Here is a 22,922-nt window from a genome sequence, read left to right on the forward strand (position 1 = left end):
GACGGCCGGCGACCTCGAACACCTCCCAGATCGTCCGGTCCTTGCGCTCGGGACGCGCCGCGAGCCCAGCATGGGCGAGGAAGCGGTCCTCCAGCCAGGTGTTGAGCTCGGCATGGCTCTTCAACCGCAGCCGGGGCGTGCCGAAGCGCTTGCGCCGCAGGCCCCCCTGGTTCTCGACGTGCCCCTTCTTCCAGCCCGATATCTGCCGCCGCGATCGTGCTCCATCGTCTGCCGGTGTTGTCCGGATGCGTCATGCCGCCCGGGAAAGATGACCCGGCAAGGGATACGTCCGTTTCTGACGCATCCTGCCATCATGCTCTTCTGAAATATCCCGGAGAAGACGATGGTACGCAGCAATCGAAAATCACCACGCAAGGCATCGAACAAAACAGGCGACACCGCCCGCCGGGAGCTGGGCTGGTACGTCCGGAATTGCGCGATGGGTCCTGCGGCGGGGACACTTGAGAGGATCATACTGGAGCGTCTCAATCGGCTGAAAGAGCTCAGGACGGAAGGCGAACCGGACCTGGACGTTGGCGAGGATTATTTTCGCGCCGGGGACCTCGCCCGCCGTCGTCGAGAATTGCGGCAGGTGCTCAAGCATTTTGCGGTCTTACCGCCCGGCGATGAAAGTCTCGACATCAACGCGATTTTTGCTCGCGATGAGTTCGGGCTGGACGAGGTCGATACCGAGACTTTTCTTTTGCTCCTGCGCATGGAGCGCAACAGCGACCTCGAACGGTTTGCCGACGAGGTTCTGGAACGGCTTCACGAACCTTCACGTGCCCTCTCGGCTCTGCTCGGAATCGATCGCCGTGAAGCTCGGCGCCGGATCGCAGCCGATAGTCCGCTGATCAGCAGCGGTCTTCTGTGTCTGGGGGAAGGCAGTTTCTGTAGCGGGCTCGGCGGGCATAGCGGGTACCTCCAGCTCTCACCTCCTGTTCGCAGGGTCATGCACCGCTCTTATGCCTCCCGGCGGGAGTGGGTTGCCGCGATCGTTGGACAGCCGCTTGTAACACCGCTGGCATGGGACGATTTCGCGCATCTGGGTGCGGTGCGCGATCTGGCGGCCAAGGTGATTGCAGGCGCAGGCAAAACCAATGCCAGTGGTGTCAATCTACTGCTTCACGGACCGGTCGGCACGGGCAAGACGGAGCTTGCCAAGGTGCTGGCGGCACAGGCAGGCATGAGCATCTGGTCGGTCGGAGAAACGGACGACGAAGGCGGCGAGCCGACGCGCGGCGAGCGCCTCGCTGCGCTGAGGTTGGCCCTCCAGCTTCTCGGCAAGCGGAAAGACGCGCTTATCCTTCTCGACGAGGCAGAAGATATTCTGGCATCAGACACTCCCTTTTTCGGATTTCTGGCTCCCCGTCAGCGGGATGGATCAAAGGTCTATGTCAACCGGATGATCGAGAAAAATACCGTCCCGATTGTCTGGACATGCAATGACGTCGCGGGGATCGAGCCGGCAGTCCTGCGGCGCATGACGATGGCCGTCGAGGTCAGGACGCCGGACCGGCTGGTGCGGACGCGCATCTGGCGGCAGATTCTGAGCGAGACGGGGCCGGAACTCAGCGAGGAGGGTGTACAACGTCTCGCGGACCGCTATGCGGTTCCTCCGGCGGTGGCCGCCAATGCCGCGCGGGCGGCCGCTCTCTCCGGCGGCGGCGAGGCCGCGGTCGAGGAAGCGATGGGCGGTGTCCTCCAGATTCTTGGAATTGGGCCATGCGCCCCGGATGCCGATGCGCGCGATTTCGACCCGGCGCTTGTCAACTGTCAGAACGATCTGGAGGCGCTTGTGGAACGGCTCATCCTTCCGGGAACCTCACGTCAATGGTCGCTTTGTCTTTACGGCGCTCCGGGTACGGGAAAATCGCAATTCGCCCGTTATATCGCCTCGCGTCTGGGCATGGAGGTCATGCAGCAGCGGGCGAGCGATCTTCTGTCCCGCTGGGTCGGCGACAGCGAAAAGCAGATCGCCGCAGCGTTCCAGACGGCGCGCAGAAGCCGCGCCATGCTGGTTATCGACGAGGCGGATTCCCTGCTTTCCGACCGGCGTAGCGCCGCGCGGAGCTGGGAAGTCACACAGGTCAACGAGATGCTGACCTGGATGGAAAATCATCCATTGCCGTTCATCTGCACCACGAACCTGATGGATCGGCTCGATCAGGCCTCGCTTCGCCGCTTCACCTTGAAACTGCGTTTCGATCCGCTGACCTCCGCCCAAGCCGATCTCGCTTTCCAAAAGTTCTTTGGCATAGCCGCGCCGCGGGCTCTGGCCGACGACCTGACGCCAGGCGATTTTGCCACGGTGCGCCGCAAGCGCGACCTCTTCGGTGTCGCAACTCCGTCTGTGCTCGTCGACTGGCTCGATGAGGAAGCGGATGCAAAAGGAATGCGGGCCAGAGCGATCGGCTTCGCCGTCGGGCGAAACTAAGCAGAGGGTAGGCAGGAGAACATGGCGGACACCAAAGCCATATTTTATGGCTGCGAGGTCTCTTCTCTGGAAGGAACTCCCATCGAGATCGGTCGTGCCTTCGCTGATGCAGGGACAGACTTCATGACTTCCGGAAGCCATTTCAATAATCGCCGCCAATCGTGGCCTGAACAAAAACCTGTCTGTGAGCCAGAACGGCAGCGGCCAAGCGGCGCCACAACAGCGCCGGCGGGAGCAGATGCTTGCCATCTTGCGCCCCTCTGGACCATAGTTGCAGGGAGAACTTCAGTACAATGACGGCAGCCCGCAAGATTGGCGGATATGAGCCGAAACGGGGGGCTTGCGGGGGACCGGTGCGTTACGAAAAAGCGGATACCATTCTCCGGATCGCTCTGGATATGCAGGGGACGGCCGAAGGCCTGTCGCTTGACGATATCCGGCTGAACTATTCGGACAGGCCCCTCAGTCGGCGCACGGCGGAGCGATTGCGGGATGCCATCGAGCGGGTCTTCCCGCAAATGCAGCAGGCCAATTCCGGCGAGGTTCCCAAGCGCTGGAGGCTTCCGACAGGGACCGTCTCCGGCTTTGCCTCTGTCTCCGCCGAGGAGCTTGCCGATCTCGCAGCAGGCGTGTCGCTGCTGCGACGCGACAACATGCTCGTGCAGGCGGAGAATGCCGGACGCGCCATCTCGAAACTGCGCGCCCACATGAAGCCTGACGCGCTGACGCGGGTTGCGCCTGATCTGGAAGCGCTCACGGAAGCCGAAGGCATCGCCATGCGTCCCGGCCCGCGGCCGAAGATCGATCCGGAGATTGTAGCGATCTTGCGCCAGGCGATTCTCGCCGGCCGCAAGATCAAGCTTCATTACAGGTATCGGGGCTCGGGCAAGATCGGGTTCGATACCGTACATCCCTATGGCTTCCTCTATGGCAACCGCCATTACCTTGTCGCCTGGAGCGAGAACATTCAGGCGCGCGACTTCCGGAATTTCGCACTATCGAATATCGAGCGTGTGGAATTGCTCAATGGTGCTTTTCGACGGCGGCGTTTTTCCCTTCAGGACTATGCCGAGCGATCGTTCGGCGTGTTTCAGGAAAAACCCGTAGACGTCGTCTGGAAATTTTCAGCAAAAGCTGCGGGTGACGCGAAGGAATACCTGTTTCATCCTTCCCAGACGATGGAAGAGCAGCCCGACGGATCGCTTGTTGTCAAATTCCGCGCGGGAGGGCTTCTCGAAATGGCATGGCATCTGGTGACATGGGGAAGCAGCGTATGCATTGTCGAGCCGCCACGGCTAAAGCAATGCATGACCGAGTTGGCTGCCGATATTCGGAATACGACGCAGTTGACGACTTCAAGGCAGAAGCGCCAGCGAAAGACGCCGATACGCAGGACTGTCATGGGTTAAGTCACGCAGGCAACGCGTCGCGCAGCGCGTTCAGCTGTGCGTTGTAGGAAGTGACGATGATGATTTCCGATTGGCGCATGCGTTGCGTTGCGCCGTCCTTCTCCCTTCATGCGCCCAACAAAAGATCGCACACGGCACTGCGGATGGCCGCATCCCGGCGCGATGGAGTCAGCCTAGAGGACATTTGCTCCGGATTCGGAGTGTCGTATCGAACGACACAACGAATGATGGAGGCGCTGGCAAGCGCCTCTGCCAACGTGATAACGATAGATGCCGAGGATAGGTGAAGGTACTAGCGGCTTGAGATGCCCCCGCCCGAGCGCCTGCAACCGTGACAGGGAACTACGATCGTAGCATTGGAATTAGCTGCACGGGCCGCAAGGGATCAGGCGAGACACGCGCCACGCCCACGGACTTGACGATCTGAGCGACGGACCAACAGCGCGGCCGAGACCGCGTGATGCGACCCGAACCGAAGCCGACGCGGTGCTGGCTGGTCTGGGTCATGCGTCCCGGTCCGACCGTCACCATGTGCGCCGAGTTGACCGATGCAGTGATCGAGGCGCTGCGAGGACGGTTTCGCCTGCGGGTCACCTATGGCTCGTAGACGCTGCACCCCGGGTGGTCGAGCCGCATGGGTTGTTGTTCGGGCACCGCATTTACCACGTTGCGCGACAACCGGCGCGCAGAAAGACGATACTGAACTTCCGTATGGACCGGCTTCATGCTGCCGAGGTGATGGGCGAAAGTTTCGCCTTCGCATCGGAGTTCACTTTGGAGGACGGCGCCGGCTCGCCCATCGACCTCTACCAGGATCCAGCGCAGTATGGTGAGGTCCTCTGGTGTTTCGTGCCCGAGGCCGCAGAGTGCGCGGCTTGATTTTGCTTCCATCCCGCGCAAAGCCTGGAGCCCCAGGATGATCGGAGCCAGGTCGTCCGGTTCAAGGCAGCGGGGTGGCTCGAAATGGCTGGCGTCTCTCTCAGTGCGGCGACAAGATCGAAGTCATCGCACCTGAAGGACTGCGCGCCTTGGTCGATGGATATAGAAGGCCGGGTTTCGACGCCTTGCCTTGATTGGATCTTGTCAAGGGGGCTGTGAATGGTGGATGTTCTCGACCACGCGACATTGAAAGCCAAACAGCGCGCAATCCGCGATGGCTTTCCTGAAACAATGGGCCTGCGCGCTCATCGTGCCATCAGCTGGATCGGCCGGGCAGAGGCTTGCGGCGACGACGAAGATGCCCGCTTCATCTTTCTTTGGATTGCATTCAATGCCGCCTATGCTGACGAACAGGAGTTTCAGTCCGCTGCCTCCAGCGAACGTGCGGCTTTCGTCGATTATTTTCGTCGGGTCGTAACGCACGACAAAAATCGGCGAATCTACAAGGCACTATGGCAACGGTTTTCCGGACCGGTGCGGATGCTCATGGACAACCGCTATGTTTTCAACCCGTTCTGGCAACATCACAATGGCATTGATGGGTTCGAGGACTGGGAGGAAAAGTTCAGGGCCTCATTGCGGAGCTTCGCACAGGCATTCCAGGCTGGTGACAGTGTCCGCGTTCTGAGCTTCGTTTTTGACCGGCTCTATGTCCTGCGCAATCAATTGGTCCATGGCGGGTCGACCTGGAACAGCGGGGTCAACCGCGCGCAGGTGCGAGACGGTTCCGCAATCCTCGCCTTCCTAATGCCGGTTTTCGTGGACTTGATGATGGACAACCCTCAGGAGGATTGGGGGCGGCCATTTTATCCGGTCGTCGATTAAGGGCGGGGGTAACCCGATTCCAGCTGATAGGACGAGACCAACGCCATCTGATGCAGAGTTATTTTACGTAACGGCGTGTTCGCGAAGAGGAAGCAAAATCAATTACCTAACTGTTTTGTGTCAGGCGAACTTGAAAGATACCCCATCTGAATCACATTAAGTCTGCGAAACGATTCACTGGCTCCCGAAAAAATTCAATGAAATCAATGGTTGGCTGATTCATTTCCAACCTGTCCCCACAGTTCCTGTGACGCATGCAAGCCAATGAAGGCAAGGAGGCGCGACTTTAGGTGCTGGCCGAACAGGCAGGGCTCGAAGGTGCGTACCTTCTTGCGCCGCCTGCAAAGTCTTCATCCGATCGTTGGGCTGACGCCCGGGGATTGCCGGCAAAGGTTCCATACTTGAGGAAATCCATGGCACCATTATTGAGAGCGGACACGTCATTGCCGCCCGTCGCAGCGCCGGATGCTTGAACAGATCAATATTCCGATGCGCAAGTAAGGGGTAGTTAATCAACATCAACTTTCACTTAACGGCACCAACAATTCAAAGGTCTGATCAAGAAACTGCCGCAACTTCTTTTGGCTCGTTCCGGAAAATTTCAGCCGGATGATGACAAACGCGCTACCCAGCCAAAGTTGAACAAAGGTCTCCACAGGCTGAACGCGGGTGCCTGTGGCGACGAACGGCAGCGCTTTCACTCGCCGAGTTATCTTCTTTTCCAGATAGTTGATGTGCTCCAGAAACATGTCCCAGATGCCATGCTCATTTCCGACTGCTGCCGCCCATTGCAAAAATACAGCCGCATACTGAGGGTGGGTGTCGATCGAGTCCACGAAGGCATTGCCATACTTTTGCAAGTCGCCGGGAGAAGCGTCGCGCCCCTTGAGATATTGGTCGCATTGCTCACGGTAAAAAATCCCGACTTCCTCGACGACCGCGCGCACCAGACTCTCTGCATCGGGAAAGTATAAGAAGACGGTCGCAACAGCGACCTTGTTGGCGCGTGCTATTTCCGCATGAACCAATTTTCCCAACCCTATATCCGCCGCGATCTGGACGGCGGAGGCCAACAGCTCTTTCTTCCTGTCCTCACGCAACAAGCGTCTTCGTTTGGGTGCGGGTGCAGTCGGGTTCGCTGACATCTATTGATCCGAAGACATGGCTGAATCGGAAAACATAAGGCAGGTGAAGTCGGGGGAGAAAGACCTGGAGAGAAATCCAGACATGCGCGGGTCAATCCTTGAGATGTTGCCGCCGATAATGGCAACACCAAAAAGCCTTTTCATAAATGATTTCCCTTACCTTTGGGCGACTGTCGCCAGTAATGATAGAAGTATCATTATGCCTTGACAATCCCTTTTAATGATAGAAAACTCATTAGTAGCAAGCGAGATTGGCTCTGAGAGTGGGGAAAGCCGTGCCGAAGGAAATGCTGCTGTGTGCGTTCGACATGAATTGCGTTGGACATCAATCTCAGGGTTTGTGGCGTCACCCGCGGGATAATTCATCAGAGTTCAACACAATGAAGTATTGGCAGGATCTGGCGCGGACGCTGGAGCGCGGCCTGTTTGATGGCATTTTTCTGGCTGATGTAACGGGTGTTTATGATGTCTTTGGCGGAACACCTGACGCCGCATTGCGCGCGGCGACGCAGGTTCCAGCCAACGATCCATTTACGATAGTCCCTGTCATGGCGTCGGTGACAGAGAACCTTTGCTTCGGAGTCACGGGGTCAATTCCCTATGAGCCGCCCGTCAGCTTTGCGCGCAAGATTTCTTCGCTTGATCACCTGACGAGCGGACGTATGGGCTGGAACATTGTGACCGGTTATTTGGACAGCGCCGCGAAAGGTGTGGGAGCGAAGCAACAAACCGCACATGACACGCGATATGAAATCGCCGCTGAATATATGGAAATTGTCTACCGGCTTTGGGAACAGAGTTGGGAAGAGGGTGCTGTTTTGAAGGATAAGGAAACAGGTGTTTTCACTGATCCTTCCAAGGTTCACGCGATCAAGCACGATGGCAAGTATTTCAAACTTGAGGCTGTGCACCTTTGTGAGCCGTCGCCGCAGCGTACACCAGTATTGTTTCAGGCCGGCTCATCTGACAAGGGGCGGGCCTTTGCGGGCGCTCATGCGGAGTGTGTGTTCATTGGTGGAAACTCCCCGGAAGCGCAAGCCATCGCTGTCAAGAAATTACGCCAGGAGGCCGTCAATAACGGACGCAAACCGGAAGACCTCAAAATTTTCTCTGTCGTTACTGTGATTGTTGCACCTACCGACAAGGAGGCAGAGGAAAAACTGAATGACTACAAGAAATATGGTGACAAGAAGGGGGCGTTGGCATTGCTCTCAGGGTGGACGGGCATGGACCTTTCCAAACTGGATATGGACGCGACCATTGAGCAGGTTGAGTCCAATGCAATTCAGTCCGCTTTGAAATCTCTTGGCGCGGCAACGGTAGGCGAATGGGCAGACGCTTTGACGATTGGCGGAGCTGGAGAACTATTGGTTGGGTCTCCGCAGGCCGTCGCCGACAAGCTTCAACATTGGTTTGAAGTGTCGGGAATAGACGGCTTCAATCTTGCCTACACCGTGATGCCTGAATCAGTCGATAGTTTTGTCGATATGGTGGTGCCTGAGCTGCAAAAACGGGGCATCTACAAAACCGCATATACGAACGGCACCATGCGACACAAACTGTTTGGAGAAGGCGCCCGAGTTTCCGCCTCGCACCCGGCGGCACGATATCGCGCTTGATCTTGACCCTGTAGTGTCACGCTCGCTGGACGACCACCCCACAGTCCAGATCTCACCCTTCCCGGCACAGAGGCCGTTTTGAAGCTCATAATTCTGACTGCAATCGCGATGATTGCATTTGCAGCGAACTCTGTTCTGTGCCGCCTGGCGTTGGAGGGGCATCATATTGATGCTGCATCATTCACATCAATTCGATTGGTAGCCGGTGCAATTGCGCTCTTGGGTATCCTTCTTGTCCGTCGGTCAACATTTGTAATTCATCGGCCAAACTGGAAAACCGTCGGATCTCTTTTTGCCTATATGGCCTGCTTCTCTTTTTCATACCGATATCTGGACGCAGGAACGGGCGCCCTCATTCTTTTTGGTGCCGTCCAGCTGACGATGATCGGCGCAGCGCTCTTTGCCGGAGAGAGACTCTCTCTGATGATTTCTTCGGGTTTAGTCATCGCTGTGGGCGGGCTTGTGGTGCTTCTGCTCCCCGGGGTTTCTGTGCCCAATCCCGTTGGCGCGGTCCTGATGGGAATCGCAGGAATGGCCTGGGGTTTCTATTCGCTAGGCGGTAGAGGAGCCGTCGACCCGACCGCAACGACCGCGACGAATTTCTTGTATGCGCTCCCCCTTGCGTTGGTCTTGAGCATTCTGAGTTTTGGTTCTGCCTCACTGGAGCCATATGGAATTGCATTGGCGATTGCCTCTGGCGCAATCACGTCCGGGATGGGTTACGTCATATGGTATGCGGCATTGCCCTTGTTGAGTGCCACGCGGGCGGCGAGCGTCCAGCTGTCTGTTCCGGCGATCGCTGCAGTCGGCGGCGTGCTGTTCCTGGGCGAACCGATATCCTTGCGGCTTGTCATTGCAACAATCCTACTGATAAGCGGAATATCGCTCGTGCTCTGGAGCCAGTCGATGAAAAGCGCCCGATGAATCGCTGGGGCTTCGTCTGCATGTCCATATGCATAATTACCGGCAATCCGCCTATGACCGCTTTGGCGCAAGGCGGGCAGATTTAACGATAGCAGGCGTCCAGAAACTCGCTGACAGCACGTGAATGAAATCAAACATTTACGACGTCCAAGTCAATTCAGCCTGCACCAGCGATCTTTTGAATCACTTTGAGCCCGTGAAACGAATCTGTGACTGTCAGAAAAGCTAACCATCTCGATGATGGGATGAATCAGGGTCAATCTGTCCCTACAATTTCAATCGGCGCTTCGTGAAGCAGACTTATTCGCTGGATTGACGAAAAAAAAGCTCAGGCAGCATTGCTCCAGGCCACCGCACCGGCCTTGATGACGTACTCCAGAGCAGTTTCCGGCGTTGCGAGATCGGCGATCTTCTTCAAGGGATCGACCCTTGAAAGTACGATGTCCGCATATGCTCCTTCGGACAGAGTGCCGATTTCACCCTCCATCCGACAAAGAACGGGGTTGATCTGGTACATCGATCGCAGGATGTCGGTTGCGGGCTCCACTTCCGCGCGAATTGCAAATTCCCTGTTCTGACGAGATTGCGTCTCACCGATCAGGTCGGTGCCGAATCCCATGGTCACATTCGCGGCCCGTCCAATTTCGAGCGATGTGAGGCCGGCGCTGAGAACCTGCTTGTTCTTCTTCAAATTCTGCTCGGGTAGCCCTAGCGATGGGCCGAACGCCTCCATGGCCTCGTATGTCGCCAGGGTCGGCACCATGATCGCCCGATGAGCCGCAATCGCCGCCGCGGAATCCTTGTCGAGCATGTTGGCGTGCTCGATCGAACGAACACCGTTAGCGACCGCCATTATGATTGCTTCCGGCAGATAGGCGTGCGCCGCCACATACGTTCCCCGATGACGCGCTTCGGTGACGACGGCCGCAATCTCTTCGGGCGTATACTGAATGGATTCAAGCGGGTCGGTGGGCGTCGCCACGCCGCCTGAAACATGAATCTTCAGGAAGTCCGACCCTTCCTTCAACAGATGTCGCGCGCCCTTTCTTACGGCGTCCACTCCGTCCGCGATGATGCCGAAGGCGGAATGCGGCATGTGGCAAGCGCAGGACGGAACAAGGCGCGTGTCGCTGTCGACATCCCCGTGACCTCCGGTCTGGGACAGCATACGTCCCGCCCGGACAATGCGCGGTCCTTCCGCCGCGCCTGCAGCAATCGCGCGGATGAGCCCCGTCACATCGCCACCGAGGTCGCGGACGGTTGTGAAGCCGCGCTCCAGCGTTTCTCGTGAAAGCGTCGCCATAACGATGCCGAATTCCACCTCGGACCACCGGCTGAGACGCGCGAAATTCAGGGTGGCCAGACGGAAATGAACATGAGCATCGATAAAGCCGGGCAGCGCAAAAAGCCCCCGTGCATCGATCGTCCGGTCCGCCGTGCGTGTTTTCTCGCCGACGGCGACAATCCGGCCGTTTTCACATACGAGCGGAGCTTCTCCCGTGAATGTCAGTTTGTCCGTGTTGAAGATATTTGCATTCTCGATCAGTAGCCGCATCGTACGCTCCATGTCGCCGGCGAGCCGTGCCGCAATTACCGCGGGCGGCCAGAGGCGAACTGTTTGTTGATAAGGGCTTTGTGTCAATGCGCAGCGTTAGCGTCCGGTGCGTGAAGCCGGAATTTGGAAGCCGGGATGGTTCAGGGTCGGGGCCGGATAGCATCAGCCCCGAAACTGGACAAGCTCATTCTCGCTGAGGCTGCCAGCGGAACATATAACGCGCCGCATGCCGCCATGCCGAGGGCGCAGATCAGCCAGTCACCATGAGCTACCCCTGACGGCGTACCCATCTTTATACGTTCTTTATTGATCGAGCCCGAAGTCCCTCTCGAATTTTGATGGTGTGATCGCCGACAATCGTTGCGTTCGCCAAGGTTGAAGCGCGCCCGGCGCGTCGCGGCAAGGCAGAGGCTCACCATGCTCGATCTCGGAATGCTTGCCCTCGCGCTGGCCTGTTTCGCGGCCTTCCTTGGCTATCTCTTTCTTTGCGACCATTTGTGAGGCGCCATGAGTTTCGAACTCGTTCTGGGCGGTTGCGTCGCTCTTTTCATCCTGGGCTATCTTCTGGTCGTGCTCGCCATGCCCGAGAAGTTCTGAGGGCGGGTCATGACAGCGAACGGCCTGCTCCAGATCGCGATCTTCTGCGTGATCGTCGTTCTTATCACCCGCCCGTTCGGCGGATACATGACGCGCGTCTTTGCGGGAGAGCGCGTCTTTCTCTCGCCCGTCCTGCGGCCTGTCGAGGTGTTCTTCTACAGGCTGGCGGGCGTCGATGAGAAGGACGATCAGCATTGGCTGCGCTATGGCGGAGCTATGCTTTTCTTCAACCTCGCCTGTTTCCTTCTTCTCTATGCCATGCTGCGGCTGCAGGCTCATCTGCCGTTCAATCCGCAACGCCTCGGGAATGTTGATCCGCTGCTTGCCTTCAACACCGCCATTTCCTTCGTCACCAATACCAACTGGCAGAACTACGGCGGCGAAACGACGCTGAGCTATTTCGTGCAGATGGCGGGCCTCACTGTGCACAATTTCGTCTCGGCGGCGACCGGCATCGCCTTGGCGGTCGCCTTCATTCGCGGTTTCTCACGCGCATCGGCAAGCGGCATCGGAAACTTCTGGGTCGATCTCACACGCTGCTCTCTCTATGTCCTTCTGCCCGTATCCATCGTTGTCGGCCTCTTCTTCGTCTGGCAGGGGATGCCGCAAACGCTCGCCGCCTATGTCGATGCGACGACGCTTGAAGGCGCACGTCAGACCATCGCCGTCGGTCCCGTCGCGTCGCAAGAGGTGATCAAGATCCTGGGAACCAATGGCGGCGGCTTCTTCAATGCGAATTCGGCGCATCCCTTCGAGAACCCCAATGCCCTCACCAATCTCGTCGAGATGGTTCTTATCTTCGCCATCGGCGCGGCGCTCACAAATGTCTTCGGGCGCATGGTGGGGCAGGAACGGCAGGGCTGGGCGCTGTTCGGTGCCATGGGCGCGCTCTTCCTCGCCGGCGCGCTCTTTGCCTATCATTTCGAGGCCGCGGGCAATCCGAACATCGCTGTGCTCGGTGTCGATCAGGCGCAGACTGCGCTTCAACCGGGCGGCAATATGGAAGGCAAGGACGTCCGCTTCGGCATCGTCAATTCCGCGCTATTCGCAACAGTGACGACCGATGCCTCCTGCGGCGCGATCAATTCCTGGCATGACAGTTTCACGCCGCTCGGCGGCCTTGTGCCTCTCGTCAACATGGAGCTTGGCGAGATCATCTTCGGCGGGGTTGGCTCCGGCCTTTACGGCATGCTTCTTTTCGCCATCGTCGCCGTCTTCATCGCCGGGTTGATGGTCGGGCGCACGCCGGAATATGTCGGAAAGAAGATCGAGGGCTATGATGTGAAGATGACGGCGCTTGCCATCATCATTCTGCCGTTCTCGACGCTAGGTTTCACCGCCCTTGCAAGCGCCCTGCCGGCAGGTGTCGCGGCGATTGGCAATCCGGGACCGCACGGTTTCAGCGAGATCCTTTACGCCTTCTCCTCGACCACGGGCAACAATGGCAGCGCCTTCGGCGGTCTTTCCGGAAACTCGCCCTTCTACAATATCACGCTGGGTCTCGCGATGGCGCTCGGCCGCTTCGGGATGATCGTCCCGATGCTTGCAGTCGCGGGTTCGCTCGCGCGCAAGAAGCGGGTGGCTTTCTCCGTGGGCACATTTCCGACCGATGGCGGGCTCTTCGTTGCGATCCTCGTCGCCGTGATCATCATCGTCGGCGGCCTTACCTATTTTCCCGCGCTTTCGCTTGGTCCGATCGTCGAGCATTTTTCGATGATCCGGGGCACGCTTTATTGAGGATGGATCATGTCGCTCGTTCATCACCCGGCAGGCGGTGAGGCATCGTCCCATCGGCTCGGCACGGCGTCGCTCTTTCAGGGCGATCTCGTCAGGCAGGCGGCGATCGATGCAATCGCAAAGCTCAGCCCGCGAAAGCTGGTCAGAAACCCGGTCATGTTCGTGGTCGAGATCGTGGCCGGGCTGACAAGCGTGCTTCTGCTGCGCGATGTCGCTGCCGGCGGCGCTCATATCGGTTTCACCGCCCAGGTCGTCTTCTGGCTCTGGTTTACCGTGCTTTTCGCCAATTTTGCGGAAGCGCTCGCCGAGGGGCGCGGGAAGGCGCAGGCCGACGCGCTCCGCCGCACGCGATCGGAAGCCATCGCCAAGCTGATAAGCGGGCAGGGCGCAGGCTACGAGATCGTCCCTGCATCCCGGCTCGCGGTCGGCGATATCGTGCTTGTCGAGGCGAACGATCTCATTCCGAGTGACGGCGAGGTCATCGAGGGCGTGGCCTCTGTCGATGAATCCGCCATCACGGGCGAGTCGGCGCCTGTCATCCGCGAGAGCGGCGGCGACCGTTCCGCCGTCACAGGTGGCACGCGCGTTCTGTCGGATCAGATCAGGGTTCGCATCACCGCCGCGCAGGGTTCGACCTTCCTCGACCGGATGATCCATCTCGTCGAGGGCGCGGAGCGGCAGAAGACGCCGAATGAAATCGCGCTCAACATATTGTTGGTGGGTCTGACCATCATTTTCCTCTTCGCGACGGTCACGATCCCGAGCTTCGTCAGCTATGCGGGCGGCGCCGTTCCGGTCACGGTGCTCGTCGCGCTCTTCGTCACGCTCATTCCGACGACCATCGGCGCGCTTCTCTCAGCCATAGGCATCGCGGGCATGGACCGGCTTGTGAAGTTCAACGTGCTCGCCATGTCGGGCCGCGCGGTCGAGGCCGCGGGCGATGTGGACACGCTGCTGCTCGACAAGACGGGCACGATCACGCTCGGAAACAGGGTGGCGAGCGAATTCGTCGCCATGCCGGGCGTGAGCGCGATGGAGCTCGCCGACGCGGCGCAGCTTTCCTCCCTCAGCGACGAGACGCCGGAGGGCCGCTCCATCGTCGTGCTCGCCAAGGAAAAATATGGCCTGCGCGGCCGCGAGCTCGCCGGTCTGCATGCGAAGTTCATCCCGTTCTCTGCGCAGACGCGCATGAGCGGCATCGACATGGAAGGGCACAGGATTAGAAAGGGTGCCGCCGACTCGATTCTTGGTTTCATTCGCGCCGAGGCGCCGGATGCCGTGGTGCCGAAGGAATTTCAGCAGGCCGTCGACCGCATCGCGCGCTCCGGCGGCACGCCGCTTGCGGTCGCGAAGGATCAGGCGATCCTGGGCATCATCCATCTCAAGGATATCGTAAAGGGCGGTATCCGCGAGCGCTTTGCCGCGCTGCGCCGCATGGGCATCCGCACCATCATGATCACGGGCGACAATCCGCTGACGGCCGCGGCCATCGCGGCGGAATCGGGCGTCGACGATTTTCTTGCGCAGGCAACGCCCGAGGACAAGCTGCGGCTCATCCGGGAGGAGCAGGCCAAGGGAAAGCTCGTCGCCATGTGCGGCGACGGCACCAATGATGCCCCCGCGCTCGCGCAGGCCGATGTCGGCGTCGCCATGCAGACGGGTACGCAGGCCGCCCGCGAGGCGGGCAACATGATCGATCTGGACAGCGATCCGACCAAGCTCATCGAGGTCGTCGCCATCGGCAAGCAATTGCTGATGACGCGCGGAACGCTCACCACCTTCTCGATCGCCAATGACGTCGCCAAATATTTCGCGATCATTCCGGCCATGTTCGCGGCCTTCTATCCCGGCCTCGGCGTTCTCAACATCATGCACCTTGCGACGCCGCAAAGCGCGATCCTGTCGGCGATCATCTTCAATGCGCTCATCATCATCACCCTGATCCCGCTCGCCCTGCGCGGCGTCCGGTACACGCCGCGCAGCGCCGCCGCCTTCCTCATGCGCAATCTGCTGATTTACGGGGCGGGCGGAGTGATCGTTCCCTTCATCGGCATCAAGCTCATCGACATTCTCATCACCGCCATCGGTCTTGCATGAGGTGCAGGTCATGCTGAAGGAAATCCGTCCCGCCATCGCTCTCACGATCCTCTTCACCGTGGTGCTTGGCATCATCTACCCGCTCGGCATGACGCGCCTTGCACAAGCGATCTTTCCTCATCAGGCGGAGGGCAGCCTCATCCTGCGGAACGGAACGGTGATCGGCTCCGGGATCATCGGGCAGGAATTCGTCCGTGCCGACTATTTTCACGGGCGCCCCTCGGCGACGACGGGGACCGACGAGAAGGGTAACACCATTGCGCTTCCAGACAATGCCGCCAATTCGATGGGGTCCAATCTCGGGCCCACGAGCAAGGCGCTGATCGAGCGTATTCGGAGCGATGCCGAAAGGCTGAAGGGCGAAAATCCCGGCATGGCCGTCCCGGTCGATCTTGTGACGACCTCGGCAAGCGGTATCGACCCGGACATCACGCCCGCCGCCGCGCTCTTTCAGGTGCCCCGCGTCGCAAAGGCCCGCAATCTCGATCCAGCCCGGCTTCAGGCGCTTGTCGGTCAGTTCACGCGGCCGCGGACTCTCGGTATTATTGGCGAGCCGTCGGTCAACGTCCTGCAACTCAACATGGCGCTCGACGCCGCGACGGCAAAAATGGTGCGCTGATCCGACAGGGCCATATGGCAGGCATCGACCAGACGGCGAGACGACCCGCACCCGAAGCCCTGCTCGTGGAGGCGGCAGCGGAAGGGCGGGGCAAGCTCAAGATCTTCCTTGGCGCCGCCCCCGGCGTCGGCAAGACCTATGAAATGCTCAGCTCCGGCGCCGAGCGCCATAGGGAAGGCGCGGACGTCGTTGTCGGTATCGTCGAGACGCATGGCCGCGCGGAGACGGAGCGACTGGCGCGCGGCCTCGAAACGCTGCCCCGGGCGCGTGTGTCCTACAAGGGCCGGATATTGGAAGAGATGGATATCGACGCCGTTCTCGCGAGACGGCCTTCGCTCGTTCTCGTCGATGAGCTGGCGCATACCAATGCGCCCGGATCGCGCCATCCCAAACGCTATCAGGATGTTGAGGAACTGCTCGATGTGGGCATCGACGTCTACACGACGCTCAACGTGCAGCATGTCGAAAGCCTCAACGACGTCGTGGCCCAGATCACGCGGATTCGCGTGCGCGAGACGGTACCGGATTCGATTATCGACCGGGCGGACGAGATCGAGGTCGTCGATGTCACGCCAGAGGTGCTGATCCAGCGCCTACATGAAGGAAAGGTCTATGTGCGCGACGCAGCGCAGCGCGCGCTCAAACATTATTTCTCGCCCGGCAATCTGACGGCGCTGCGCGAGCTTGCGCTTCGGCGGACGGCGCAGCGTGTCGACGAGCAGATGCTGAACTATATGCGCGCTCATGCGATCGCGGGCCCGTGGCCGACGGATGAGCGGCTTCTCGTCTGCATCGACGGCGGGCCCGCATCGACCGGCCTTGTGCGCTATGCGCGCCGCTCGGCGGACCGGCTGCGCTGCAACTGGGCGGCGATCCATGTCGAGACGCTCGGTCACGTTCCGGTGAGCGAGGCCGAGCGCGACAGGTTGAGCGAAGCCTTCCGCCTCGCGGAAAAGCTCGGCGGGAAAGCCGTCATGCTCTCGGGCGATCATGTGGCCGACACGATCCTCGACTATGCGCGCGAAAACAACGTGACGCAGATCGTTCTCGGGCGGCCGGCCGGCGGTCGTTTCCTCGCGGCCTTCCGGCCCACTCTCGTAGGCTCGCTCATCCGCAATGCGGGCATGATCGGCATTCATGTGGTGCCGGGCGATGCCGGGTCCACCGAAAGGGCCATCCGCACGCGCGCCGTCGGCGACGGCATCGACCCGATGCCCTATGCGGTGAGTACACTGACCATCGGTCTTGCGATCGTCTTGGGAAGGCTCATCCAGCTCGTCGCGCCGCTTCCCAATATTTCGCTCGTCTTCCTCGCGGCGATCCTCTTCACGGCCGTCAATTACGGTTTGTGGCCGTCGCTTTTTGCCTCGCTCCTCAGCACGCTCGCGTACAATTTCTTCTTTCTGCCGCCGCTCTACACATTCACGATCACCGATCCGGCGAATGTCCTGGCGCTCATCTTTTTTACCGTGGTGGCTGTTCTCACCAGCAATCTGACGGCCCGCACGCGTCGCCAGATCGTCGTCGCGCAGGCGCAGATCAAGACGACGACGGAACTCAACTCTTTCAGCCGCAAGCTCGCCGGGATCAACGATCTCGACGATCTTCTCTGGGCCGCATCCTTCCAGATCGCCTCGATGCTGAAGCTGCGCGTCGTCTTTCTCTTTCCCGCCGACGGCCATATGAGCGTCGCGGCGGGCTATCCGCCGGACGATGTCGCCGACGAGGCGGACCTCGCCGCCGCTCGCTGGGCCTTCGATCACCAGTGCCCGGCGGGGCGCGGCTCGAACACGCTGCCCGGAGCGAAGCGGCTCTTTCTGCCGATCAGGACCGCAAGCGGAATGCTCGCCGTTGTCGGTCTGGATCGCGAGGCGCCGGGCCCGCTCTTCACCGCCGACGAAGGGCGGCTCCTCGATGCGCTGCTCGACCAGATCGCCGTTTCGATCGAGCGCATCCGGCTTGCCGAGGATATCGACAATGCGCGCGTCATGAGTGAGACGGAGCGGCTGCGCGGCGCGCTCCTCACCTCCATTTCGCACGATCTCAGAACGCCGCTCGCCTCGATCATCGGCGCTGTCTCGAGCCTCAGAAGCTATTTCGACCGTTACGATGCCAAGCAGAGGGGTGAATTGATCGCGACCATCGAGGATGAGGCAGAGCGCCTCAATCGCTTTGTCGGAAACCTGCTCGATATCACGCGGCTAGAGGCGGGCGCACTCAACATCCGCGCCGACCGCGTCGAGATCGGCGAGCTTGTCGAAACGGCGTTGCGCCGCGCGGCGCGCCTGCTGGCGAGGCATCGCGTGGAGGTCGATCTGTCGCCGGACCTGCCACCTGTTCGCGCCGATTCCGTTCTGCTCGAACAGGTGATCTTCAATCTCCTCGACAATGCGGCCAAATATTCGGGCCCCGGCAGCCTCGTTCGCATCAGCGCGGAGCGCGCGCATGACGAGGTTCTCATTCGCGTGAGCGATGAAGGCGAGGGCATCCCGCCCGACGAGATCGAGCATATCTTCGACAAGTTCCACCGCGTCCGCGCGGGTGATCAGCGTCCGGCAGGAACGGGGCTCGGGCTTGCTGTCTGCCGCGGCTTCGTCGAGGCCTTTGGCGGGCGCATCACGGCCGCCAATCGGACGGACAGGCGCGGGGCGCAATTCACCGTCATGCTGCCCGCAGCCATGGGCGGAGGTCAGCCATGAGCGCCCAGACGCATATTCTTGTCGTTGACGACGAGCCGCAGATCCGGCGCTTCCTGCGCACGAGCCTCGGCGCGCAGGGCTACCGGCTTTCAGAGGCGGCGAGCGGCGCCGAGGCGCTGGCCAGGGCGCAGAAGGACGAGCCCGATCTCGTCATTCTTGACCTCGGCCTGCCGGACGGTGACGGCTTTTCGGTTATCGAAAGACTTCGCGAGAAGTCGCAGGTCCCCATCATCGTTCTCTCTGTGCGCAACGACGAGAAGGGCAAGGTGCATGCGCTCGATCTCGGCGCCGACGACTACGTGACCAAGCCGTTCGGGATGGAGGAACTGGTCGCCCGCATCCGGGCCGCCATGCGCCACAGGCTTCAGGCGCAGGGCGAGGCGCCGGTCTTCCGCAGCGGTGATCTCGCCGTCGATCTCGTGCGACGCATCGTCACGGTCGGGGACCGGGAGGTGAAACTCTCGGCCCGCGAATACGATCTGCTCCGCATTCTCGTCATGCATGCGGGCAAGGTGCTGACGCATGGTTTCCTGCTTCGTGAAGTCTGGGGGCCCGCCCATACGGAAGACGTGCAGTATCTGCGCGTCTATGTCCGTCAACTTCGCGAAAAGCTCGAAGCCGACCCGACGATCCCGCGTCATATACTGACGGAAACGGGAGTGGGCTACCGGCTGAGAGCGGAATGACGGCAGGCCTGCTGCGATTGGCGTCAGTTCGTCCGGATATGCCGCGATGGTCCGCTTGCGGTCATCAGCACTTTATTTGTGCGTCTGCATAAATCATCCACATAATTTTTATTCAAATTGGGGCATACGGCTGTTCGTCTGACGCACATTCCGGCAAAAGACGTGTTATTATGTCAAATTGTTAGGATCGCTGCGAAATTGAAGCGGGGGCGTGCTGTCAGCATGAGAGGCGACGAAACAAGAGACCGTATCAAGTTGGCCGCTTTGAAGCTCTTTGCGGAGCGCGGCGTCGATGGGGTCTCGATCCGCGAGATCGTTTCGGAAGCCGGGCAGCGTAATGTCGGCTCCCTGCATTACTATTTCCGCACGAAGGAAGCGCTGGTCCGCGAACTCGTGATCGACGGCGCGAAGGTCATCAATGAGCGGCGCAACGAGATGCTCGCCCATCTTCACCGCGATGGCGGGCCGAAGACGCTCCGCGAAGTCATCGAGGTGCTCGTCTGGCCGTCGATCGGCGGCACGGATACGAGGGAGCAGGACGGCACCTATATGCGCTTCGTCGCGTCCCTTTCGATGAACCACCGCGAGATTATCGTCAGAGCGCTGCAAGGCGGTGAGTGGGATTCCGGCTATCGGGAGTGCCTGAAGTACATAAGGGAGCTGTTGCCACATATTCCCGAACGGGTTCTCGATCAGCGCCTCGTCTTCATGGGCATCTATCTTGGGGCGACCGTCGCGACCCGCGCTTCGGCGGTCGATGCGGGTGGCAAGGCCCGCGATTTCTGGATGATCAAGTCCACCATGGACAATTTCATCGACACGATCGAGGCGCTGCTTGAAGCGCCGGTCGAGGGGGAAGCCGGGTTGCACCGGCCCGAGCATGCGCGCCCCGGCGAGTTTTCCGAAATTCGGGCGTCGATCGAATTGCGCAACCAGGCGGCGGGCCTGGCGGGCGGACGCCGATGAAGCGCGCATAACCCTCAGGCGCTTCCGTTCGGGCTCGCAAACTCTTTCATTCCTGCTACAGAATCCGGGTCCCGGTTCGGGTGAGCCTCATGCCTGCCGGACAATGAGGGCGTTGCCGCAACGAAAATTCCGGAACGGGTGGCTTTTGAAATGAGCAGCGAGGCGGGGCGGCAGGACGGCTGGCGCGATCTGTTGCGGGAGGGGCGTTTCGCCCGGTTTGCGCTTCTCTGCCTCGGGGTCTGGCTCAATGCAGCGGACGCATTGATGACGGCCACGATCATGCCGAGCGTGGCGCGCGACATTGGCGGCTATGCCTATTTCGGCTGGGCGATTGCGGGCTATCTGCTCGGCTCGATTGTGGCGGGCGCCAGCGCCGGGCAATTCTCCATGCGGTTCGGCGTGCGGCGAGCCCTGGCGATGGCGGCCATCGTCTATGCGGCGGGATGCGTCGTCAGCGCGATCGCGCCAGAGATCGCGAGCTTCCTTGTCGGCCGGCTCCTCCAGGGCGTGGGCGCAGGCTGGGTCGTCGGCCTTTGCTATGTCGCCATCGGAACGATGTTTCCCGAGCATCTATGGGCGCGGGTGCTTGCGTCCATTTCGGGCGTCTGGGGCGTCGCCACGCTGCTGAGCCCGTTGATCGGCGGCATATTCGCGGAAGCCGGCATCTGGCGGTGGTCGTTCTGGCTCTTCGCTGTGCAGGGGACAGGCTTTGCGGCGGCGGCGCTCGCGCTGCTTGGAGAGGGGCATCCGCAACGGGACGACCATCCGCTTCCGATCCGGCAGCTTGCGATCCTGACGTCTGGCATTCTCGCCATCGCGGCGGCGGGGCTCCTTCCGGACGCCGCTCGCGCGCTTGCTCTCGGCGCGGCGGGTCTTGCGCTCCTCCTCTGGTTCGTTCGCTTCGATGCGCGCTCTCGCGCGCCCCTTCTGCCGCGCCAGACCGGGAACCCCGCAACGGCCGCCGGGGCAGGCTATGCGATGATCTTCCTTCTCGCGGCCGGAACGATCAGCTTCAGCGTCTATGGCTCGGCGATCATGCAGGCGCTCTACGGGAGTTCGCCGCTTGCCGCCGGATATATCATCGGCGCGGAGGCCATGGCCTGGACGCTGGCGGCGCTCGCCGTTTCAAGCCTGCCCGACAGGTGGCACGGCTTCTTCATCCGCCTCGGCGCGAGTTGCATCGTTGCAGGCGTGGCGGGGCTTGCGATCGCGATGCCGCGCGGCCCCGTGGCCGCCATCGTCGCCAGCGCCATAATCATGGGATGCGGCTTCGGCCTTGCCTGGGCGTTCATGGCGCGGCGCATTCTTTCGAGCGTCGACGGAGAGGAGAGGGCGGTCGCCTCTTCCGCCGTGCCGACGATGCAGCTTGTCGGCGGCGCGGCCGGCTCGGCGGGCGCAGGCGCCATCGCCAATCTGCTCGGCTTCGTCCATGGCATAGACGCGACGACGGCGGCGGCGGGGAGCTTCTGGCTCTTCGCGGCCTTCGTGCCCGTGGTCGGGCTCGGCTGGCTTGCAGCCTGGCGGCTTGCGGGGCTCGAGCGCGGCTAGATGAGGCCGCGCGCGGAAAGCTCGTCCTTCACATAGGCGTAGTAAATCGGCGCGGCGATGACGCCGGGCACGCCGAACCACGCTTCCATCGCCAGCATTGCGATCAGCATTTCCCATGCGCGCGAGCGGATCTGCGTGCCGATGATGCGCGCATTGACGAAATATTCGAGCTTGTGGATGAGGACGAGGAACAGGAGCGATCCGATGGCGGCCGAGGCTGAAACGCTGAGGCTCACGATCACGATGACCGTGTTCGAGATGAGATTGCCGATGACGGGAAGAAGTCCGGCAATGAAGGTGACGGCGATCATGGTCTTCACAAGCGGAAGATTGATGCCAATCGCAGGCAGGATTGCCGCCAGATAAAGCGCCGTCAGGGTCGTGTTGAGCGCGGAGATGCGGACCTGCGCGAAGACCACGCGGCGGAAAGCATTGCCGAGGATCTGCGCGCGCCCGAGCAGCGCTCCCCGGAGCGGGGGCAGATTGGCGGGCGTCGGCGTCGCCTCGCCCAGCACGGCGAGACCGCCGATGACCGCGCCGACGATGATGTGAACGACGATGCGGCCGAAATTCTCGCCGACGCTTTGCAGGACGCCGGCATGCGCCCGCAGCCATTGCGCGGCTTCCCGTTCCCAATCCTGCGCCGTGGCGGGAAGCATGTCCTGCGCCCAGGCGGGGAAATGGGTTCGCGCCGTCAGCACGATATCCGCCATTTTCTGCATCAGGATGACGACGTTGTCGGAGCTGTCGGTGAAGAAGGCGGTAAGGCCCGCGACGCCGGAGGAGAGGATCAGCGTTGCGATAAAGGCGAGAAGCGCCAGCGCCACGGCCTTGCCCGTCCGGTGCGTGAGGCCCGGAATGTGAACATAGGGCGCCATCATGTGCACCAGCTCATAAACGAGCACGCCGGCGAGGAAGGCGGCGAGAAGACCGAGATTGAGCACGGCATAGAGCGCCAGCCCCATGAGAGCGAGGGCCGCGATCTCTATCCTGCGGGTGCTGGCCAGTTCGAAGGCCGTCGGTGCAGTCATTCTGTTTCTTCCCGCCTTGGCGATGTCCGGATGCCTTGTCCCGGCGGCGAGCATATAACCGCCCGCCGCTTCGGCCTACAGCCAAAGGG

General features: G+C 60.8%; 16 protein-coding genes. 13 read left to right on the plus strand and 3 right to left on the minus strand.

Going from position 1 to position 22,922, the window contains the following annotated elements:
- The first annotated feature begins 343 nt into the window (after positions 1-343).
- From PKA57_RS09335 to PKA57_RS09350, 4 genes are all read left to right on the plus strand, one after another.
- On the plus strand, positions 344-2,437 hold the full coding sequence (locus PKA57_RS09335) for an AAA family ATPase (protein WP_324299839.1): 2,094 nt from the start codon (positions 344-346) through the stop codon (positions 2,435-2,437).
- Between the two features lie 293 nt (positions 2,438-2,730).
- Positions 2,731-3,846 (plus strand): WYL domain-containing protein, encoded by a 1,116-nt coding sequence (locus tag PKA57_RS09340; RefSeq protein WP_324299840.1) that lies wholly within the window; start codon positions 2,731-2,733, stop codon positions 3,844-3,846.
- Positions 3,847-4,467: 621 nt separating this feature from the next.
- Positions 4,468-4,725: a hypothetical protein gene (locus PKA57_RS09345; protein ID WP_324299842.1), complete on the plus strand. Its 258-nt coding sequence runs from the start codon at positions 4,468-4,470 to the stop codon at positions 4,723-4,725.
- 219 nt (positions 4,726-4,944) lie between these two features.
- Complete coding sequence (locus tag PKA57_RS09350) at positions 4,945-5,610, plus strand: hypothetical protein (RefSeq protein WP_324299844.1); 666 nt, start codon at positions 4,945-4,947, stop codon at positions 5,608-5,610.
- Positions 5,611-6,128: 518 nt separating this feature from the next.
- Here the strand turns inward: PKA57_RS09350 and PKA57_RS09355 are convergent.
- The gene (locus tag PKA57_RS09355; RefSeq protein WP_324299845.1) at positions 6,129-6,755 is read right to left on the minus strand and encodes a TetR/AcrR family transcriptional regulator; all 627 of its coding nucleotides are present in this window, start codon (positions 6,753-6,755) and stop codon (positions 6,129-6,131) included.
- 275 nt (positions 6,756-7,030) lie between these two features.
- Between PKA57_RS09355 and PKA57_RS09360 the strand changes: the two genes are divergently transcribed.
- Both PKA57_RS09360 and PKA57_RS09365 read left to right on the plus strand, forming a co-directional pair.
- Entirely contained in the window at positions 7,031-8,374 is a 1,344-nt protein-coding gene (locus PKA57_RS09360; protein WP_324299847.1) for an LLM class flavin-dependent oxidoreductase, read from the plus strand.
- Positions 8,375-8,452: 78 nt separating this feature from the next.
- Positions 8,453-9,298: a DMT family transporter gene (locus tag PKA57_RS09365; RefSeq protein WP_324299849.1), complete on the plus strand. Its 846-nt coding sequence runs from the start codon at positions 8,453-8,455 to the stop codon at positions 9,296-9,298.
- A 328-nt stretch (positions 9,299-9,626) separates the two neighbouring features.
- Here PKA57_RS09365 and PKA57_RS09370 read toward each other — a convergent pair whose 3' ends face one another.
- Positions 9,627-10,853, minus strand: a complete 1,227-nt coding sequence (locus PKA57_RS09370; RefSeq protein WP_324299851.1) for an amidohydrolase family protein — start codon at positions 10,851-10,853, stop codon at positions 9,627-9,629.
- 606 nt (positions 10,854-11,459) lie between these two features.
- Here PKA57_RS09370 and kdpA point away from each other — a divergent pair.
- From kdpA to PKA57_RS09405, 7 genes are all read left to right on the plus strand, one after another.
- A complete protein-coding gene (kdpA, locus tag PKA57_RS09375; protein WP_324299854.1) occupies positions 11,460-13,187 on the plus strand; it encodes a potassium-transporting ATPase subunit KdpA in 1,728 nt (575 codons plus the stop codon).
- A gap of 9 nt (positions 13,188-13,196) precedes the next feature.
- The gene (gene kdpB, locus PKA57_RS09380; RefSeq protein ID WP_324299856.1) at positions 13,197-15,284 is read left to right on the plus strand and encodes a potassium-transporting ATPase subunit KdpB; all 2,088 of its coding nucleotides are present in this window, start codon (positions 13,197-13,199) and stop codon (positions 15,282-15,284) included.
- 10 nt (positions 15,285-15,294) lie between these two features.
- Positions 15,295-15,903, plus strand: a complete 609-nt coding sequence (gene kdpC, locus PKA57_RS09385; RefSeq protein WP_324299858.1) for a potassium-transporting ATPase subunit KdpC — start codon at positions 15,295-15,297, stop codon at positions 15,901-15,903.
- A 14-nt stretch (positions 15,904-15,917) separates the two neighbouring features.
- Entirely contained in the window at positions 15,918-18,602 is a 2,685-nt protein-coding gene (locus tag PKA57_RS09390; RefSeq protein ID WP_324299860.1) for a sensor histidine kinase KdpD, read from the plus strand.
- Positions 18,599-19,288, plus strand: a complete 690-nt coding sequence (locus PKA57_RS09395; RefSeq protein WP_324299862.1) for a response regulator — start codon at positions 18,599-18,601, stop codon at positions 19,286-19,288. Before PKA57_RS09390 ends, PKA57_RS09395 begins: the two co-directional genes overlap by 4 nt.
- Positions 19,289-19,543: 255 nt before the next feature.
- A complete protein-coding gene (locus PKA57_RS09400; RefSeq protein WP_324299863.1) occupies positions 19,544-20,254 on the plus strand; it encodes a TetR family transcriptional regulator in 711 nt (236 codons plus the stop codon).
- 150 nt (positions 20,255-20,404) lie between these two features.
- A complete protein-coding gene (locus tag PKA57_RS09405; protein WP_324299865.1) occupies positions 20,405-21,802 on the plus strand; it encodes an MFS transporter in 1,398 nt (465 codons plus the stop codon).
- Here the strand turns inward: PKA57_RS09405 and PKA57_RS09410 are convergent.
- Positions 21,799-22,833, minus strand: a complete 1,035-nt coding sequence (locus tag PKA57_RS09410) for a hypothetical protein (RefSeq protein WP_324299867.1) — start codon at positions 22,831-22,833, stop codon at positions 21,799-21,801. The genes PKA57_RS09405 and PKA57_RS09410 overlap by 4 nt on opposite strands.
- Between the last annotated feature and the right edge of the window lie 89 nt (positions 22,834-22,922).

Origin of the sequence: Parvibaculum sp. (genome assembly GCF_035325945.1) — a bacterium.
Taxonomy (GTDB): domain Bacteria; phylum Pseudomonadota; class Alphaproteobacteria; order Parvibaculales; family Parvibaculaceae; genus Parvibaculum.

What these genes read in the sequence shown, in the direction of transcription:
- PKA57_RS09395 (WP_324299862.1), top strand. Translation starts at nt 18,599, where the DNA reads ATGAGCGCCCAGACGCATATTCTTGTCGTTGACGACGAGCCGCAGATC.
- PKA57_RS09370 (WP_324299851.1), bottom strand. Translation starts at nt 10,853, where the DNA reads ATGCGGCTACTGATCGAGAATGCAAATATCTTCAACACGGACAAACTG.
- kdpA (WP_324299854.1), top strand. Translation starts at nt 11,460, where the DNA reads ATGACAGCGAACGGCCTGCTCCAGATCGCGATCTTCTGCGTGATCGTC.
- PKA57_RS09405 (WP_324299865.1), top strand. Translation starts at nt 20,405, where the DNA reads ATGAGCAGCGAGGCGGGGCGGCAGGACGGCTGGCGCGATCTGTTGCGG.
- PKA57_RS09335 (WP_324299839.1), top strand. Translation starts at nt 344, where the DNA reads ATGGTACGCAGCAATCGAAAATCACCACGCAAGGCATCGAACAAAACA.
- PKA57_RS09410 (WP_324299867.1), bottom strand. Translation starts at nt 22,833, where the DNA reads ATGACTGCACCGACGGCCTTCGAACTGGCCAGCACCCGCAGGATAGAG.
- PKA57_RS09350 (WP_324299844.1), top strand. Translation starts at nt 4,945, where the DNA reads ATGGTGGATGTTCTCGACCACGCGACATTGAAAGCCAAACAGCGCGCA.
- PKA57_RS09355 (WP_324299845.1), bottom strand. Translation starts at nt 6,755, where the DNA reads ATGTCAGCGAACCCGACTGCACCCGCACCCAAACGAAGACGCTTGTTG.
- kdpC (WP_324299858.1), top strand. Translation starts at nt 15,295, where the DNA reads ATGCTGAAGGAAATCCGTCCCGCCATCGCTCTCACGATCCTCTTCACC.
- kdpB (WP_324299856.1), top strand. Translation starts at nt 13,197, where the DNA reads ATGTCGCTCGTTCATCACCCGGCAGGCGGTGAGGCATCGTCCCATCGG.
- PKA57_RS09340 (WP_324299840.1), top strand. Translation starts at nt 2,731, where the DNA reads ATGACGGCAGCCCGCAAGATTGGCGGATATGAGCCGAAACGGGGGGCT.
- PKA57_RS09390 (WP_324299860.1), top strand. Translation starts at nt 15,918, where the DNA reads ATGGCAGGCATCGACCAGACGGCGAGACGACCCGCACCCGAAGCCCTG.